The sequence below is a fragment of the Methanosarcina barkeri 3 genome, from assembly GCF_000970305.1.
GTDB classification, from domain to species: domain Archaea; phylum Halobacteriota; class Methanosarcinia; order Methanosarcinales; family Methanosarcinaceae; genus Methanosarcina; species Methanosarcina barkeri_A.
This window is the reverse complement of record NZ_CP009517.1, coordinates 2,425,967-2,441,508: the sequence shown is the minus strand read 5'-3', so window position 1 is coordinate 2,441,508 and position 15,542 is coordinate 2,425,967. Positions and strand designations below refer to the sequence as shown.

Here is a 15,542-nt window from a genome sequence, read left to right as displayed (position 1 = left end):
CATCTCCTTCGGAATCGTACTACTAATACCGCTGATTTGTTGAAATACATCCTGCTGGACTCAAACGCAGGAAAGCTCATCAAGTGAAATCTTTTTCCTGTAGCCCATGCCCTGGAATATTGCTACAAGATCTCCTTTATCATCAGTTACATTTACAGTATATGTTGAAATTTTGGGATTTATTGAGGTTTCTTTTGCCTCTGCTGTGAGACTTTTGCCTGTCGCAGCCTTTACAAAAGAAATATTTGCATTTATAGCAACGGTAACAGTGCCGTACACGTTTGACGCTGCAGCAAAAGTAAGATCTGCAAGGGTAAATATTGCACCTCCCTGAACGGTTTTCAGGGCATTAAGGTGTTTTTCTTCTATGTTCATGATGGCTTTTGCATAACCCTGAGAGACTTCTAAAAGTTCAATTCCTGAAATTGCAGCAAAATTATCATTCTTAAGAAATTCTTTAATATTTTTCATATAATAACTCCAGTTATTGTCAGTAAGTTCGTGTTCTATTCTTCATATTTTAATTAAAGTTATGGTTTTTGGCTTGTTTCCAAAATAATTCAGTATACCCATAAATGCCTAATAAACAGGAGTTTTAGATTATACTTATGAAGGTCATAAAGAAGGATAAAGTAGAGGAAGAACCGCTGGAAGTTGCTATTCTCGATATAAATACAGAGCCTAGAGACTCATTTGAACTGATAAGAATAGATACCAGTCGTGGCAGGGTTAACTGTCATTACTATAGGGTAGAAAAGGCAGATAAAGGAGTAATTATGGTTGGGGGGATTGGAGGGGACTTTGACACTCCTGCTGAGGGTTTATATCCTCGCTTATGTGCTGACTTAAAGAAAAACGGGATAAGTTCGCTAAGGGTAAGCTTCAGGTATCCTACGGACCTGACGGAAGCTGTAGTAGATGTCCTTATAGGACTTGAATTTTTAAAAACCGAAGATATCAGAGTTTTTGGCCTTATAGGGCACTCTTTTGGAGGTGCGGTTGTTGTTCAGGCGGCCTTTAATGAAGAGAGCGTAAAAACCGTAGTTACGCTTGCTACCCAGAGTTATGGAATTGGTCCTATTTCTCTCCTTCCTGAAAGCACGTCTGTACTTTTAATTCATGGTGAGGCAGATGAAACCTTACCTCCGAGCAGTTCAGTATACGCGTATAATCTGGCACATGAACCTAAAAAAATCAAGATATACGAAAATGCGGGACATGGTTTAAAAGAAATATCCAACAAAGTTTACGGCGAAGTAAGGGACTGGATTATAGAAAATTTAAAATGAGTACTAAATATCGTACTAAATATAAATTTTCATTGCAGTTTTTGAAGTTACACTTTTTAACATCTGCTTATTAAATATGATAAGTATGTGGTGGATTATTATTTTTTAAAACGTCGAGTAACACTTAAAACCGGACTAATCTCTATAGTTCATAGAGATTAGTTATTTATAACCCTACCATTTATTATTTAATTGATTTATATTAAAATAATTTTTATTTAATTACTAAAATACATGATCGACTCAATGGTCGGACTCACATATGGGGGGTAAAGAGTGAATCTAAAATTAACAGTTTCTCTGTTAGCGTTATGCCTAGCGTTATCTATTGGATCTGTGCAAGCGCAGACTAACATGGTCGGAAATATGGAAGACACGAGTATAATCCTGGTTGGAAATACAAGTGAAACAGTTACCTTCAACATGACCGGAAACGCAGTTGTTGTTGGCATGGACAATGTAAGCGGTAAAATGGAGAACATGAACCAGAATCAGATCATGTCCCAAACCCAAGCTCAGAATATGACTGGAAGCCAGAATCAGAGCATGTCTCAAACTCAAGCTCAGAATATGACTGGAAGTCAGAATCAGAGCATGGCAGCAAACCAAACTGAAGCCATGACCGGAAGACCTGTTACATGTAATGTGGTTGGAAAGGTAGTCATAGTCAAAGACATGGGCAATATGACAGAAAAAGCGCTTATGATCGGTAAAATGGATAAAATGCCCGGAAAAGTGGTTATGTTTGGAAACGTGAGTAAAATGGGCGGAATGGCTGAAAAAATGAATAACACGTCTGGAATTGCCGGATACATGCAGAATATGACTATAGTCATGGTTGGAAACATGACTGGAACCATGACATGCAACATGACCAATGATACTGAAAATATGACCGGAATGTCAGGAAACATGATCGGTAAACTGGAAAATATGACTGTACTCACGGCTGGAAATGTGACTGGAACTATTACATGTGATCTGACTAGAAAAATGATTATAATCAGAAACATAGGCGATATGGATAAAGTCACCGAGAAAATATGTAACATATCTGGAAGAACGGAAAATATGTCCGGAAGAATGGAGAATCTGTCTGGAAGATTAGAGAACATGACTGGTTCGATGGTTAATATGACCGGAACCATGATTATATTCAAAGATATGGATAATATGACCGACACGTCCGAAAACATTGATAATATGACCGGAATGGACAAAGAAATGAACTCTCTGAGTTTAATGGACGGAAGTATGGTTATAATCGAAGATATGGAAATGGATAAAATGGATGGAAAAATGGGTAATGTAAGTAAAACGCCCGAAGATATGAATAACATAACTGGAAAAATGGTTATAATCAAAAACATGGATGATGAGACTCAAATAACAACTAAAACCATTACATGCAACATTACTGAAAACACGACTACAATTCCACGTATAAAAATGGCCAGAATGGGTAGATCGAGGTAATTGATTGCAAAATGTTCGTGTAATGAGGCATAAGTAAAGAAACAAACAATTATCGATTTAGAGATTTCGGATTAAAGTAAGGCTGTAAGCTTGTAGTTCTGCAGTTTACAGTTCTTGCTTCCTTTTTAAAGATAGGTTGTGTCTCGAATTTGCTGTAAATTTGAAGTCACTTTTATATGTAATATGGAAAAATGGACCTTTAGTATGTAATATGGAAAAAGCGTATCTTTTTGTGGAACGTGAAAAAGTGGACCTTTTTTGTGGAACGTGAAAAAGTGGACCTTTTTTGTGGAACGTGAAAAAGTGGATCTTCCGATATGGAACTTTTGATCCAGTACTTTTTTGAGATTTGTGATTTTACAGAAAAATCGGTGCATTATCTCATCTTATTAACCTATGTATAAATTCTTTAATAACGTTTATCTGATTTACCAGCTCTTTTTAACAATGAAAAATGTAACCTAATTATATTGAAATACATTTTGATGAGAGTAAACAAATGGATAAAGAACAATCAAAAGAAGAAAGAGTAGAGTTACTTTCCCAGATTAATGCTCTACTTGATTTTCCTTTAGTATTGCTGTCAATTTTATGGTTAGTTCTTATCATTATCGACTTCGCATACGGCCTCTCTTCATTTTTGCAAACGTTAAGTCTGGTTATCTGGGGTATATTCATAATCGATTTTCTTATCGAACTTGAAATTTCTCCCGAAAAGAAGGATTATTTAAGGAGGAACTGGCTTGTAGTCCTTTCCCTACTTTTGCCCGCATTAAGGGTTTTAACGTTATTTAGCGGGTTCAGGCTGGTCAGGTTTGCCAATTTTGTTCGATCTCTTAATCTGGCCCGTGTTCTTTCTTCTTTTAATCGAAGCCTGAGAACAGTCCGACAGGTAATGAGGCAGCGAGGTTTAAGATATGTCCTGCTGCTTACGATTTTGATAACTTTCCTCGGAGCTGCGGGCATGTACGATTTTGAGCGACCACGGCTTACTTCTTATTGGGATGCTCTCTGGTGGACAGCAATGATCATGACTACTATAGGGAGCGATTATTGGCCAATAACCTTTGAGGGAAGGGTACTGGCCTTTCTATTATCTGTTTATGCTTTTTCAATCTTCGGATACATAACCGCAGCTCTGGCAAGCTTTCTTATCGGAAAAGATAAAGAATCGGCCTCAAGAGAAATTGAAGAATTGCGCAGCGAAGTACAGCACCTTTCCAGTGAAATTAACAGGTTTTCAGAAGGGGAAAAAAAGTAACTTTGCTAAATTTTCTATAGTTTTTACTTGGTTTCTGTGTTTCAGATGATTACTTCTTACAAGGAAATTTCGAATAGCGGAGCAAGCACGAATGCTCTCTGAACTAAGCATAAATTAGGTTTTGAAACAAGTTATTAAATAAGTATTTCACCACAAGCAGAAACTATACAAAATAAAATTATATTAATCAAGCTGTATATTATATATTACTAAATATATTCTTTTAATTAACGATGGTTCCTAATTTATATTTCTATATATATTATATTCTATGAGTATAATCTCCTGTTAGTACGTACTATTTGTTGGGGCAACTTGAGATCATTTATCGGTACATTTTTTTCAGCACAAAAGTGAGAGTAAAATCTGCCAGTAATTCTTTCAGAATAACGTTACTGGGGAGTGATAACACAATATTGGCTGCTGTATTTACCGACAATGATTGAAATGTTAGCATTTATGTCAGCATTTAGTCGTATTAAATAGGAGGAGTGTATACAAATGGGAATACTTAAGAAAACAATGAGCGTTTTAATGCTGGTCCTTTTCGTAGCATCGCTGACAGTTGGGTCAGCCAGTGCAGGCTGGAATTCTGGTTGGAATTCTAAATGCGATTGTAACAAGGGCAACTATTGTAACTGGGGATGCAATGAAAAGAAGTGCGACTGCCACAAAGATAAGTGCTGCTGTGGATGTGACAAGGAAGACGACTTTGACTACGAGTCCTTCTTCAAATACTTCTTCGGTGACAGCTGCTTCTTCGGTGACAGCTGCTTCTTCGGATCAAGTAATTACAACATGTTTGGCGGCTGGTGAAATTAACTAGACTGGCTGATATAAGTCAAAAACAAACAATGATTCATTTGTAAATCTTTACATCAGACTGCAGGGAACATAAAACCTTAATTATTCAAATCTAGAGTTTCTATGGGGAGTGTTCTTAATGGAAATTACGCACTTAAGTAGTAAAAAGACATGAGTACGTACATGAGTGCGCACTTCTACCGTATATATAGTGAGTTCAACAGTTTAAAGTCTCATGCAACTGGTTCTTCAGTTAAACTGCGTAATTTCTTTCCCTTTACCTGACTACAGTCATTGAAGTGGATTTACGAATGAATTCTATTTCACATTTTTCTTGAGTCTCGCTTCATATTTCTTAATTTATGATCTGAGGAACCTGTTGAATTTTTCGGAAACTTCTCTAGTTTTTAATTCTCAGTATCTCTTAACCGTTGAAAAATACTGAGATTCTGATTCCTGAGATTCTGATTACTCATTTCTACATTGTACCTGACGGTTAAGGTTAAGTTTTCTCTGTTATTGATTTGATTTACATTGGATTTTTCTCTTAAATCTCAATTAACTTTTGACCGAAATTAGCTTACCCTTTAGTGCTTGTTTTTTGGCCCTTATCTATAAACGGATAGATTGGAGTTCATCAATAAAAATAAAGAAATTTAATGCACGAATCGACGTAACACTTTTTGAAGAAATAGAGTGTATGTGGAAAACAATCTTTTTACAGAAACGAATAGTTCATAGGAAACCTGTATATTCTGTTAAAGAAACAAACGAATCATTAACTTTTCAGGATTTCAAACTTATAATGCTGGAGGAATTTGACTGAACAAAGGAAATTTGATGTATTTTGGTGCTCTGGTTTTTCTGTTTCTGGCGGTATTTTTAATCTTTTCGGAAAAGACAAAAGAAAATCCCCCAGGACTCAAGAACGTAAGTGTACAGGAGGCAAAAGAGATGATTGAGAAGGGTGATATATTCGTACTTGACGTTCGTACGCCTGATGAGTTTAATTCATCGCGTATTAAGGGAGCGACCCTAATTCCCGTAAGCAACGCCTTTGGATCAAATTTGAGTCAGGATAGTCTGCTTAAGGTTCGTATAGACGAAGTACCTAAGAAAAAAGTACTGGTTTACTGCAGAACAGGACGCAGAAGTGGTACGGCAGGTACAATGCTTGCAAACGCAGGTTATCCCCAGGTTTATAACATGATAGGAGGTATTACTGCCTGGACAGATGCAGGATATCCGGTTGTCAGCTCGGAAGATACAGAGTTTGAAGGCTCCCATAAATGAAATCGTAGAGCTTATGTTTCTACTCCTCATCACACCACCCTCAGATTAGCGAACGATTTTACTGCCGCAACATTCTGATTTTTATTTTTGTGATTCTTAATTCAGCCAAAATTTCCAATTTTCTTCCTGATTTTTCAACATCTTTTTATTGAAATCTGTTTTCTTTCAAGTGAAGTAACTTCAAACTAAATAATTTCAAATGAAGTATCCTCAAACTAAGTAATCTCAAACTAAGTAATCTCAAACTAAGTAATCTCAAACTAAGTAATCTCAAACTAAGTAATCTCAAACTAAGTAACCTCAAACTAAGTAACCTCACTAAGTAACCTCAAATGAAGTAACTTCAGACGAAGTAATCAGACGAGATAACTTCAGACGAAGTAGCGTCAAAAGAGGTAGTTTCTCAAGACTACTAATATTATATTCGCTCTATGATTACTCTTTACTCGTTCTGTAACTGAAAAGACTTTTATTCTCTAGGCCTCTAAATCTACAGGGAACTAAAAATTATAAAAATAATTCTATATTTTCATATGGGGGATAAAATGGATACAGGTAAAGGTAAATTAACTGAAGAAAAACCTTTTACAGAGGCAGAAAACCGCTTTACGGAAGAGAAAGGAAGAGGGACGGATTTTCTAGTTCCTTATGCACGATCAAACATCGACAGGTGTAAATGCTCGCAGTGTCCGGTTCAGGGCGACAGTAAGTGTGCTAAGGACAAACTTCAGAGCTCAGGAGAGGCGATGAAAATAATGCCCGAAGGAGAAGTTCCAAATCCTGAGGACGTTCCAGGAATATATTGTTCAACAGGCAAAGCTACCTGTCAGGACCTCAACTTTGATAGACAATGCATCTGCAGTACATGTGAAGTCTGGAAAGAATATGGTCTTGAAGAAGTAGATCCAAATAACCACTTCTGCCATCACGGCAGAGCTACTTGATTTGTCTATTTAAAGTTATGAAACCCTCTTTTAATTTCTTTTGTATCTAAAGATCTCCAAATTTTCTTTGTTTTTAGTTTCTTTTACTTAAATAGTCAATTTAGGCTGTAAATAATGTCTCAAACTACATTTGTAGCTTTGCTAATTCACTAATATATATTCTTTCTACGACTGAAAACACTTTTATGCTCTAAAGCCGAAACCTGAAATAGGAAAACAAATTTGAGTATTAAGTTTGGGGGTAATAGAATATGGGAAGAAATGCACCAACCGAAGAGAAAAGCCCAATAACACCTAGAGACAGGGATATAACTTTTCAGAGAAAGACAGACTTTGTAGTTCCTTATGTAGAGGAAAATATTAACAGGTGTAGGTGCCCGCAGTGTCCGGTTCAGGCTAATAGTCGATGTGCACAGGGTGAAGTTCAGAGTGCAAGACAGGCATTGGAGAATGCGCCTGAAGGTGAGGTCCCGGATCCCGAAGATATTCCGGGTGTTTACTGCTCGGAAGGAACAGCGACGTGTCAGGATCTTGACTTTGACAGACAATGCATATGTGGTTCATGTGAAGTCTGGAAAGAATATGATCTCAAAGATGCAAGTCCAAACAATCACTTCTGTCAACATGGTAGAGCAACCTGATCTTTCACTTATTCCATATGTTTAATATTATTAATTTATCTATCTCTTTTTTATCAGCTCTTCAATTTAGTTTTTAGACAGTGTGCCTAAATTTCACTTATTTTCACTTATTTTTCACTTACTTTCACTTATTTTTCACTTACTTTTCACTTACTTTCACTTATTTTTCACTTACTTTCACTTATTTTTCACTTACTTTCACTTATTTTTCTAACTTTTGCTATATAGGCAATTTCCGAGATTTATGATAGTTAGGTCTACTACCGAAAATACTATATCTTTTTAATAAATATTGTTATCAAACAGTCAAAAAATTTTGGGGTTGACAAGTATAGTTATAATTTTTAATCCTGGGGTTTACCATAGGTTTTTTGATATCTCGGAAGGCTCAGATTACCTTATGTCGATTTCTGGAGGAACAAAGTAAATGGTGTCCTCTTTACTGGCAAACGTTGATGTACTTCTTGGCTTTGCTATTTTAATTCTCACTATTTTCTACAGATTTCAAGTCCCTCCTGTACTTGGTTTTCTTGTAACCGGAATGTTAATTGGTCCTTACGGGCTTGGGATTCTCAATGGAGGGCATAATGAACTTAATGCTGATCTTGGTGTAATTTTTTTGCTCTTTACAATCGGAGTTGATCTCTCATTAAAAGAACTCTGGAAGATGAAAAAAGCTTTGTTTCTAGGTGGAACTCTCCAGATTGTCTTAACTACATTTCTTACCCTCATTGTCTGTTCGTCTCTAGGTTTCAGCTCTTCTACCTCTGTCTTTCTCGGTTTCTTGATTTCACTTAGTAGTACTGCAATAGTACTCAAAGTTCTCCAGGACAGAAACGAAGTCTATACACAACATGGGAAAACTTCACTTGCAATTTTGATATTTCAGGATCTTGCTATCGTCCCCCTAATTCTTATTACCCCGTTACTGGTTGGAGACTCTCTAAGTTTTGAAGGTTCACTATCAACCGTTTTTCTTAAAGGTTCACTAATCATTCTAGTTTTTATCCTCAGTGCCAAATTCCTGATTCCATGGATATTCTACCATGTGGGCAGGACAGGTAATAAAGAGTTATTTCTTGTCAGCGTTGTCTTCATTTGCCTTTCTACCGCTCTCTTTACCTCAAGTATCGGACTGTCTCTTGCCCTCGGTGCATTTTTAGCTGGGATTGTCATTTCAGGTTCCCAGTACAGCCAGCAAGCAATGGGAAACATTGTACCTTTGAGAGATATGTTTATGAGCTTCTTTTTTGTGTCCGTAGGAATGCTCCTGAATATAGGGTATTTGCTTGACCATCTTCCTATCCTGATTCTTGCTTCCTTTGCCTTGATTTTCATAAAATCAATAGCAGGAGTAACCATAACTTTTCTTCTCGGCTACCCACTTCGTACAGCTATATTAGCAGGACTTGCTTTATCCCAGGTAGGAGAATTTTCTTTTGTTCTATCCAGATTGGGGGTGGAGTATTCTCTCCTGACTGAAGGGACTTACCAGGCTTTTCTTGCAGTTTCTATAATTACCATGGGAGTTACGCCTTTTTTGATTAATTCTTCCTACAAACCTGCTGATTTCCTTGTCACAAAAGTTTCAGGAACAACTAACGGCATGAAACTAATACATGGCTTGTATTCGGAACCTATTAAAGAAGAACAGGCTGAGCCTGAGATGAAAGATCATTTAATAATCGTAGGTTTTGGTTTTTCCGGAAGAACAGTTTCGAAGGCTGCAAAAGCAGCAGGTATCCCTTATATTATTGTAGAAGAAAACCCTGAAACTGTTAACCAGGAAAAACAAAAAGGGGAGAAGATTCACTATGGAGATGCAACTTTTGAGGCTGTACTGGAACATGCAGGCGTTAAGAGTGCAAGAGTTCTTATTATCGGGATCTCTGATTCAACCGCCACAGGTAAGATAGTAGAAACAGCAAAAAAATTGAACCCGAATATTTGCATCATTGCAAAAGTACGGAATTTACAGGAAATGAGACATCTAAATGCCCTGGGGGCGGATGAAATCATTCCCGAGGAATACGAAACTTCAGTAGAAATTTTTGTCCGAGTGCTGGAAAAATATCTGGTTCCGAGAGAAAACATTGAAAAACTCGTAAATGATGTACGGGCTAATGGGTACCGGATGATGCGAAAATTGTCCGGAACTACATGTTGTGATAGTGAGTTCAGTATAAAAGATGGACTTCCGGGAGTTGATATCCAAATCCTTAAAGTGGGGCAGGGTTCAAGTTTTGATGGAAAAGCCTTAGCAGATCTCGATTTCAGGAAAAATCACGGAGTGACAGTGCTTTCAATTCGTCGGGATTCGGATGTGATTTACACTCCGGAAGGCAATTTCATCCTTCATGCAAAAGATGCCTGTATCATTCTGGGAAAACCTGAGGATCTTTGCAATATCAGGAGATTCTTTGAAAGTGTTCACGGATAATCGACAACTTAATGAATTAATTTTGCTGTTTCCTGTATATATGCAGTACAATACAAATTATGCGCTACAATACAAATATATCCCATGCATCCTGACCTTTTCCCATGCGTCAGATCATTTTAGCGTCTGCATCTCCAAGGCGAAAAGAATTGCTTAAACAATTCATAGGAGATAACTTCCTGGTCTATGCCAGTTCCTATGAGGAGTCTCCTTACCCTGGACTGCACCCCAAAGAACTTCTCTTAAGGCATTCCACCGAAAAAGCCAGAGATGTGGCTAAACATTTCAACTCCGGGCTTGTAATTTCTGCTGATACCTCAGTGCTTTTTAATGGAAAACTCCTGGGCAAACCCAAATCTCCAGAAGAGGCAGAGGAAATGCTTAAACTCTTAAGTGGACATCGATTTCTTGTTGTAACCGGGCTTACTGTCCTTGACCTTGACAGTGGAGTGGAAATTAAGGAACTGGAATCCACTACAGTCTGGATGGACGAAATAAGCAGTGAACAGATTTCAGCCTATGTCAGGACAGGAGAGTCTCTTGATAAGGCAGGGGCTTTTGCTGTTCAAGGAAAAGGAGCAGCTTTTGTGGAAAAAATTGAGGGTGATTTCTTTAACGTCGTTGGTCTTCCTCTTTTCCGGCTGGGAAAAATCCTTCAAAAGTTTGGAGTGTCCATATTTCAGGAAGATCTGCCCTGAAACCGTTGTGCTACAACCGTTAATCTGCAACCGCTGTACCGAAACCGTTGACCCGAAACCGTTGACCCGAAACCGTTGACCCGAAACCGTTGCGCCGGTTTATCACGCCGATAGGGTTAGGGGATAAGATTTCCAAATCCAAACGCAACCGCTGAGTCAGTTGATCACGCCGTTATGACTGTTTAGATTTAGCAGTTGTTTTCGCTCAAGCCTTTTTTTAAAAGGCTTGCGGGCAAACAGTTTTTTGAAAAGGCTTGTGATCATGCCTATAGGGTTTGGGGATAAGTTTTTCAAATCCTAACGTTACTGGGGTTTTCGCTCAAGCCTTTTTAAAAGGCTTGCGGCGAAAGTAATAAAGCATCTCTAGCCAATTAGATAAATAAGTGTTAACTAATACATGAACTCAAATAACTAAAATTTAATTCGGATATATTAAGAGATCATTTCATTTAACAAGTATTCTAACAATATTTCAGGTACTTAAATTTCCAGAGGTGTTCCGGATGCTCCAGGTTTACAATACCCTTACAAGAAAGAAAGAGGTTTTCAAACCTTTAAAGGAAGGTGAAGTTTCGATTTATGCCTGCGGGCCTACGGTTTACAGTATGCCGCATATAGGCAATTATCGTACTTTCCTGATGGCAGATAGTATTGTGAGAAGTCTTGAGTACCTTGGATATAAAGTAAAACTTGTAATGAATATTACCGATATAGATGACAAAACTATCAGAGATTCGAAAGCAGTCGGAATGTCACTTAAGGATTTTACGGATAAATACGCGACAGAGTTTTTTAAAGGCCTTGATATGCTGAACATAAAAAGGGCTTCAGCTTATCCCAGAGCTACGGAAAACGTTGACAGCATGATTGAACTTGCGCAAAAGCTGATAGACAAAGGGCTAGCTTATGAAAAAGGAGGATCGGTCTATTACAGAATTTCAGCATTTCCGGACTATGGCAAACTCTCAAAGCTGGATTTTGATAACATTATAGTTGGTGCGTCTGTGGACGTGGACGAATATGATAAAGATAATCCCCGCGATTTCGCCCTTTTGAAAGCTTCAACCCCTGAGGAAATTGAAAGAGGAATTTACTATGAAAGCCCATGGGGAAAAATCCGTCCTGGCTGGCACATCGAATGTTCGGTGATGGCCATGAACTGCTTTGGCCCTACTCTGGATATGCATTTAGGGGGAGTAGATCTTATTTTCCCTCACCATGAAAATGAGATTGCACAATCGGAAGGGGCGACAGGAAAACCATTTGCATGCTACTGGACTCACGGAGAACATCTCATAGTTGAAGGGGAGAAGATGAGCAAGTCCAAAGGAAACGTCTTCACCCTCCCCGATATTGTCAAAAAGTACGGTGGGGAAGTTGTGCGCTTTATGTTTCTCTCTGTCCACTACCGTAAAAAGCTTGATTATTCTGACGCCTTTGCGGAAAACGCTAAAAATAATTACCTAAAGCTTAAAGAAACACTCGAGAACCTTGAGTTTAGCCTGGAAAGCGCAGAGGATACGGTTTATCCTGAAGACGAAGAAGTTCTTAATATCCTTCCTGAACTTGAGATTCAGTTCAGAGAAGCTCTTGAAGATGATTTCAATACTCCGAAAGCCCTGGCTGTTTTTAAGGAACTTTCCCGTACAGCTAACAGGTATCTTGAATCCGGAAAAAATCGACAAGTGCTTGAGAAGACCTATTCTCTTTACAGACAGTTTTCGGATGCTATGGGCCTTTTTTCCGATTCTGGGAAAAAGAAAATCCCCACAGAAGTGATGAGGCTGGTTGAAGAGCGTGAAACTGCTCGAAAAAGTAAAAACTGGATGGTTTCAGACGCTATCAGAGAGAAAATAAAATCTCTTGGGTACATTGTACAGGATACTAAAGAAGGGCCCAATATAAAAGAAGCCGAAGAAAGTTAAATAGCGTTTAAGGTCTAAACTTTAACTTGAATCCTTAAAAACGTCAATAATTATTTATCCGTATATATACAATTCTACTAACGTTAATCTATTCTTACTCAGGGCTGCGTTCTCTTTTTCTGTGAGATGCGCCCATATAGCCTGATGGGGGGGCAGTTTCTGGACAAAGTAAATGTTGATGAAAAAGTCACTGTTGATGAAGAGCTTTTTGAGAATTGCAGTAGGGACGCCTTAAAAGCAGGGTGTATTCTAGCTGAACTGGGGCATGCTCCTGGAAAAGTAAAAAAATTTACGCTTATATCTCCGAAAGCCCTGGAAGAGAAATCCATAGAATCGGTTGATAATGCGATGCTCATTATTAAGGAGATTTCTAAAAAAGTCGTAGATAATCTGGAGGAAACTTCTCCTGAGTTCAGGCCATCTCAGATAGAGCTGACTTTTAACTTACTGCTGACTATGAATGGAAAAGCAGTTATCACCAAATCGGAAAATGAGAAAAACCTGAAAGTAATGTTAATGTGGAAGGATAAAGGAGAGGAGACTGAGAAGGAAATCCCTGAAAAGTAAGATTTAAGCTCAGCCTATAAAATTATATAAATTTTAATCTAAGCGTATGGATTCGGAGAAAGGGCTTCCTGAACTCATGTACTTATTCTTGGTAACGAGGATATTTATTTATTAGTATCAGGATTTCATTTATTGTTAATAGGATTAGATTTCTCTGTAATCAACATATTCATTTATTGTTAATAGGATTAGATTTCTCTGTAATCAACATATTCATTTATTGTTAATAGGATTAGATTTCTCTGTAATCAACATATTCCTTTATTTTAGTAGGATTAGATTTCTCTGTAATCAACATATTCCTTTATTTTAGTAGGATTAGATTTCTCTGTAATCAACATATTCATTTATTGTAAATAATATATTCATCTATTGGGTCTTTCAGTTAAAGTTCTGTGATTCTATCTATAAATTACTCTTGCAGTTCTCCTACATGGTTTCCAGAAGGAAGAAATAAGTATGATCTAAAACAAACTAAAAGTGGTAAGTGATATGAGATCCAAATTTCTTGTTTTTTTACTGGCTATTTCACTTGTCGGAAACGCTTACTTTGTTTTGTTTGGCGAACAGCCTTCTTTTGAGGAAGGACAGGTACAGGAAATGCAGACTCGCATAAACTCCCTTGAAACGGAAAATGAAAACCTTAAGACACAGATAAATCAGAATAATGAGTCGCTTCAGTCTTATGCTTCTCAGTTGGAGTCCTATCGGGCAAGAGTCTTTGAGCTTGAAAACGGCTCTCAAATGTGTCCTGCAGGAGTTGAAGGCTTTGCTACCCTTCAGGGACCTGCAGTTTTCCAGAAAGTTGAACTGGAGAGGTCAGGTCCCTTTATACGACAAAATGTTTCTGAGGAAGGAGCTCTGCTTAATATTTCAGTTGAGATCCAACCCGGAAAAGGCCGTGTACTTGTCCAGACAACCCCTCTAATGGGTACGGTTTTCCAGGATGCTGCAAACACTGCAGTTTTCATCGCTGAAAACAAAACCGGAAGACAAATGTCAGGCAGTGATATTATCTTCAGCATTACTGCTCCGGGTGAAATTCCAGAGGTCGATGGTCCTAGCGCAGGGGCTCTCATGACCCTACTTACAATTTCAGCTATTGACAACAATACTAAACTGAACAAGAGTATAACCCTTACAGGCACAATTGACGATAAAGGCAATATCGGTCAGATAGGTGGAGTTCTGGAAAAAGCACAGGCAGCAAAAGCCGGAGGCAAAACTCTTTTCCTCATTCCGAGGGAAAACAGCCAGCTTATTAAATATAGATATATAGAACGAAATCTTGGTGGTTTTACTATTGTTGAACAGGAGCCGGAAATCGTAGATGCTAAAGAATATATAGAAAAAGAGGTAGGAATCAAAATCGAGTACGTGGATACGATTGACGATGTACTTAGGTATGAAAAGTAAATCGGTATGAAATATAAATCAGTATGAAATGTAAATCAGTATGAATGTAAATCAGTATGAATATAAATCAGTATGAATATAAATAGTATAAAATGTAAAACCTGGATGTAAATTTTTACTGCAATTTTGACTGAGGATTCTTTTTCCGGGTTTTTTTCTTCCCGGAGCTTACTCTTGCTTCTGTAAGCCGTTTTTCAAAGTTTTGAAAAATTGACCTGATTGCTAAAGAGCTTTCAACTTTCAGTTTTTACTTATCACCAAGCTTTTTGACCATTTTATAGTATCTTAAATTTTGCCCGTTTTTCACGGGAGTTACTTCTTCTGTCTGGGTTTCATAGCCAAGAGCCCTGTAAAAAGAATATGCTACAAGTGAGGCGTCCAGGTCCATTATCCTTACTCCTTTTTCCATGGCCTTTTCTTCAAGTCTGTGCATGATTCTCTTTCCCAGTCCAATTTTCTGATATTTCGGTTTTACGAAGACTCTTCTGGCGTTTGAACCAAGAAGAGTGCCCGTCCCTATGAATTCCTCTCCTGAGGTCAGGATAAGGCAATACCCTTCCAGTATATCTTTTACGATGTTCAGTCGATTGTGATAATCTTTAAAGTAATCAATTGCTTCCTGAGGGTAAACATGGGAATAACAGGTGTCAATGGTCTCGTTTATTAATTCTCTCAACGAATCAGCATCTTGAGGTTCAGCTATTTTCATTATTATTTCTTCGGTCAATTTATCTCATCCGTCCTCTTGATTTAAAAAATACATGTTGATTAAGTTTAGTATACTTTAA

General features: G+C 37.8%; 15 protein-coding genes. 12 read left to right on the top strand and 3 right to left on the bottom strand.

The annotated features are described in order from the left end of the window. Window positions 1-60: 60 nt before the first annotated feature. A complete protein-coding gene (locus MSBR3_RS09745) occupies window positions 61-471 on the bottom strand; it encodes a PaaI family thioesterase (protein WP_048107829.1) in 411 nt (136 codons plus the stop codon). 137 nt (window positions 472-608) lie between these two features. On the opposite strand from MSBR3_RS09745, the gene MSBR3_RS09740 reads away from it, so the two are divergent. The 9 genes from MSBR3_RS09740 (at window position 609) to MSBR3_RS09700 (ending at window position 10,846) form a co-directional block, all read left to right on the top strand. Next, window positions 609-1,289: an alpha/beta hydrolase family protein gene (locus tag MSBR3_RS09740; protein WP_048107827.1), complete on the top strand. Its 681-nt coding sequence runs from the start codon at window positions 609-611 to the stop codon at window positions 1,287-1,289. A gap of 336 nt (window positions 1,290-1,625) precedes the next feature. Next, on the top strand, window positions 1,626-2,765 hold the full coding sequence (locus MSBR3_RS09735; protein ID WP_155396784.1) for a hypothetical protein: 1,140 nt from the start codon (window positions 1,626-1,628) through the stop codon (window positions 2,763-2,765). Window positions 2,766-3,264: 499 nt separating this feature from the next. Continuing rightward, window positions 3,265-4,026: a potassium channel family protein gene (locus MSBR3_RS09730; RefSeq protein WP_048107823.1), complete on the top strand. Its 762-nt coding sequence runs from the start codon at window positions 3,265-3,267 to the stop codon at window positions 4,024-4,026. 577 nt (window positions 4,027-4,603) lie between these two features. Next, on the top strand, window positions 4,604-4,852 hold the full coding sequence (locus tag MSBR3_RS09725) for a hypothetical protein (RefSeq protein WP_155396783.1): 249 nt from the start codon (window positions 4,604-4,606) through the stop codon (window positions 4,850-4,852). Between the two features lie 818 nt (window positions 4,853-5,670). Next, window positions 5,671-6,123, top strand: a complete 453-nt coding sequence (locus MSBR3_RS09720; protein WP_230627368.1) for a rhodanese-like domain-containing protein — start codon at window positions 5,671-5,673, stop codon at window positions 6,121-6,123. 545 nt (window positions 6,124-6,668) lie between these two features. After that, complete coding sequence (locus MSBR3_RS09715) at window positions 6,669-7,067, top strand: DUF2769 domain-containing protein (RefSeq protein WP_080942270.1); 399 nt, start codon at window positions 6,669-6,671, stop codon at window positions 7,065-7,067. A 251-nt stretch (window positions 7,068-7,318) separates the two neighbouring features. Further along, window positions 7,319-7,708: a DUF2769 domain-containing protein gene (locus MSBR3_RS09710; RefSeq protein WP_048107819.1), complete on the top strand. Its 390-nt coding sequence runs from the start codon at window positions 7,319-7,321 to the stop codon at window positions 7,706-7,708. Between the two features lie 427 nt (window positions 7,709-8,135). Then, a complete protein-coding gene (locus MSBR3_RS09705; protein ID WP_048107818.1) occupies window positions 8,136-10,148 on the top strand; it encodes a monovalent cation:proton antiporter family protein in 2,013 nt (670 codons plus the stop codon). Between the two features lie 104 nt (window positions 10,149-10,252). Further along, a complete protein-coding gene (locus tag MSBR3_RS09700) occupies window positions 10,253-10,846 on the top strand; it encodes a Maf family nucleotide pyrophosphatase (protein WP_048107816.1) in 594 nt (197 codons plus the stop codon). A gap of 19 nt (window positions 10,847-10,865) precedes the next feature. Here MSBR3_RS09700 and MSBR3_RS21440 read toward each other — a convergent pair whose 3' ends face one another. After that, on the bottom strand, window positions 10,866-10,988 hold the full coding sequence (locus MSBR3_RS21440) for a hypothetical protein (protein ID WP_268989076.1): 123 nt from the start codon (window positions 10,986-10,988) through the stop codon (window positions 10,866-10,868). Window positions 10,989-11,349: 361 nt separating this feature from the next. Here MSBR3_RS21440 and cysS point away from each other — a divergent pair, with 361 nt between their 5' ends. The 3 genes from cysS to MSBR3_RS09685 all read left to right on the top strand — a co-directional run bounded on the left by cysS (window position 11,350) and on the right by MSBR3_RS09685 (window position 14,754). Continuing rightward, window positions 11,350-12,771 carry a cysteine--tRNA ligase gene (gene cysS / locus MSBR3_RS09695; protein WP_048107814.1) on the top strand — a complete coding sequence of 474 codons (1,422 nt, stop codon included), beginning with the start codon at window positions 11,350-11,352 and terminating at the stop codon, window positions 12,769-12,771. Between the two features lie 144 nt (window positions 12,772-12,915). After that, window positions 12,916-13,338, top strand: a complete 423-nt coding sequence (locus MSBR3_RS09690) for a CU044_2847 family protein (protein ID WP_048107812.1) — start codon at window positions 12,916-12,918, stop codon at window positions 13,336-13,338. A gap of 492 nt (window positions 13,339-13,830) precedes the next feature. Beyond that, window positions 13,831-14,754, top strand: a complete 924-nt coding sequence (locus tag MSBR3_RS09685; RefSeq protein WP_048107811.1) for a S16 family serine protease — start codon at window positions 13,831-13,833, stop codon at window positions 14,752-14,754. 247 nt (window positions 14,755-15,001) lie between these two features. On the opposite strand, the gene MSBR3_RS09680 is transcribed toward MSBR3_RS09685, so the two are convergent. Beyond that, the gene (locus MSBR3_RS09680; RefSeq protein ID WP_155396782.1) at window positions 15,002-15,463 is read right to left on the bottom strand and encodes a GNAT family N-acetyltransferase; all 462 of its coding nucleotides are present in this window, start codon (window positions 15,461-15,463) and stop codon (window positions 15,002-15,004) included. Between the last annotated feature and the right edge of the window lie 79 nt (window positions 15,464-15,542).

Bases quoted from the DNA above. Each gene is read 5' to 3' on its own strand.
- MSBR3_RS09705 (WP_048107818.1), top strand. From the start codon at position 8,136: ATGGTGTCCTCTTTACTGGCAAACGTTGATGTACTTCTTGGCTTTGCT.
- MSBR3_RS09680 (WP_155396782.1), bottom strand. From the start codon at position 15,463: ATGAAAATAGCTGAACCTCAAGATGCTGATTCGTTGAGAGAATTAATA.
- MSBR3_RS09690 (WP_048107812.1), top strand. From the start codon at position 12,916: ATGGGGGGGCAGTTTCTGGACAAAGTAAATGTTGATGAAAAAGTCACT.
- MSBR3_RS09685 (WP_048107811.1), top strand. From the start codon at position 13,831: ATGAGATCCAAATTTCTTGTTTTTTTACTGGCTATTTCACTTGTCGGA.
- MSBR3_RS09715 (WP_080942270.1), top strand. From the start codon at position 6,669: ATGGATACAGGTAAAGGTAAATTAACTGAAGAAAAACCTTTTACAGAG.
- MSBR3_RS09720 (WP_230627368.1), top strand. From the start codon at position 5,671: ATGTATTTTGGTGCTCTGGTTTTTCTGTTTCTGGCGGTATTTTTAATC.
- MSBR3_RS09700 (WP_048107816.1), top strand. From the start codon at position 10,253: ATGCGTCAGATCATTTTAGCGTCTGCATCTCCAAGGCGAAAAGAATTG.
- cysS (WP_048107814.1), top strand. From the start codon at position 11,350: ATGCTCCAGGTTTACAATACCCTTACAAGAAAGAAAGAGGTTTTCAAA.
- MSBR3_RS09730 (WP_048107823.1), top strand. From the start codon at position 3,265: ATGGATAAAGAACAATCAAAAGAAGAAAGAGTAGAGTTACTTTCCCAG.
- MSBR3_RS09710 (WP_048107819.1), top strand. From the start codon at position 7,319: ATGGGAAGAAATGCACCAACCGAAGAGAAAAGCCCAATAACACCTAGA.
- MSBR3_RS09745 (WP_048107829.1), bottom strand. From the start codon at position 471: ATGAAAAATATTAAAGAATTTCTTAAGAATGATAATTTTGCTGCAATT.
- MSBR3_RS09740 (WP_048107827.1), top strand. From the start codon at position 609: ATGAAGGTCATAAAGAAGGATAAAGTAGAGGAAGAACCGCTGGAAGTT.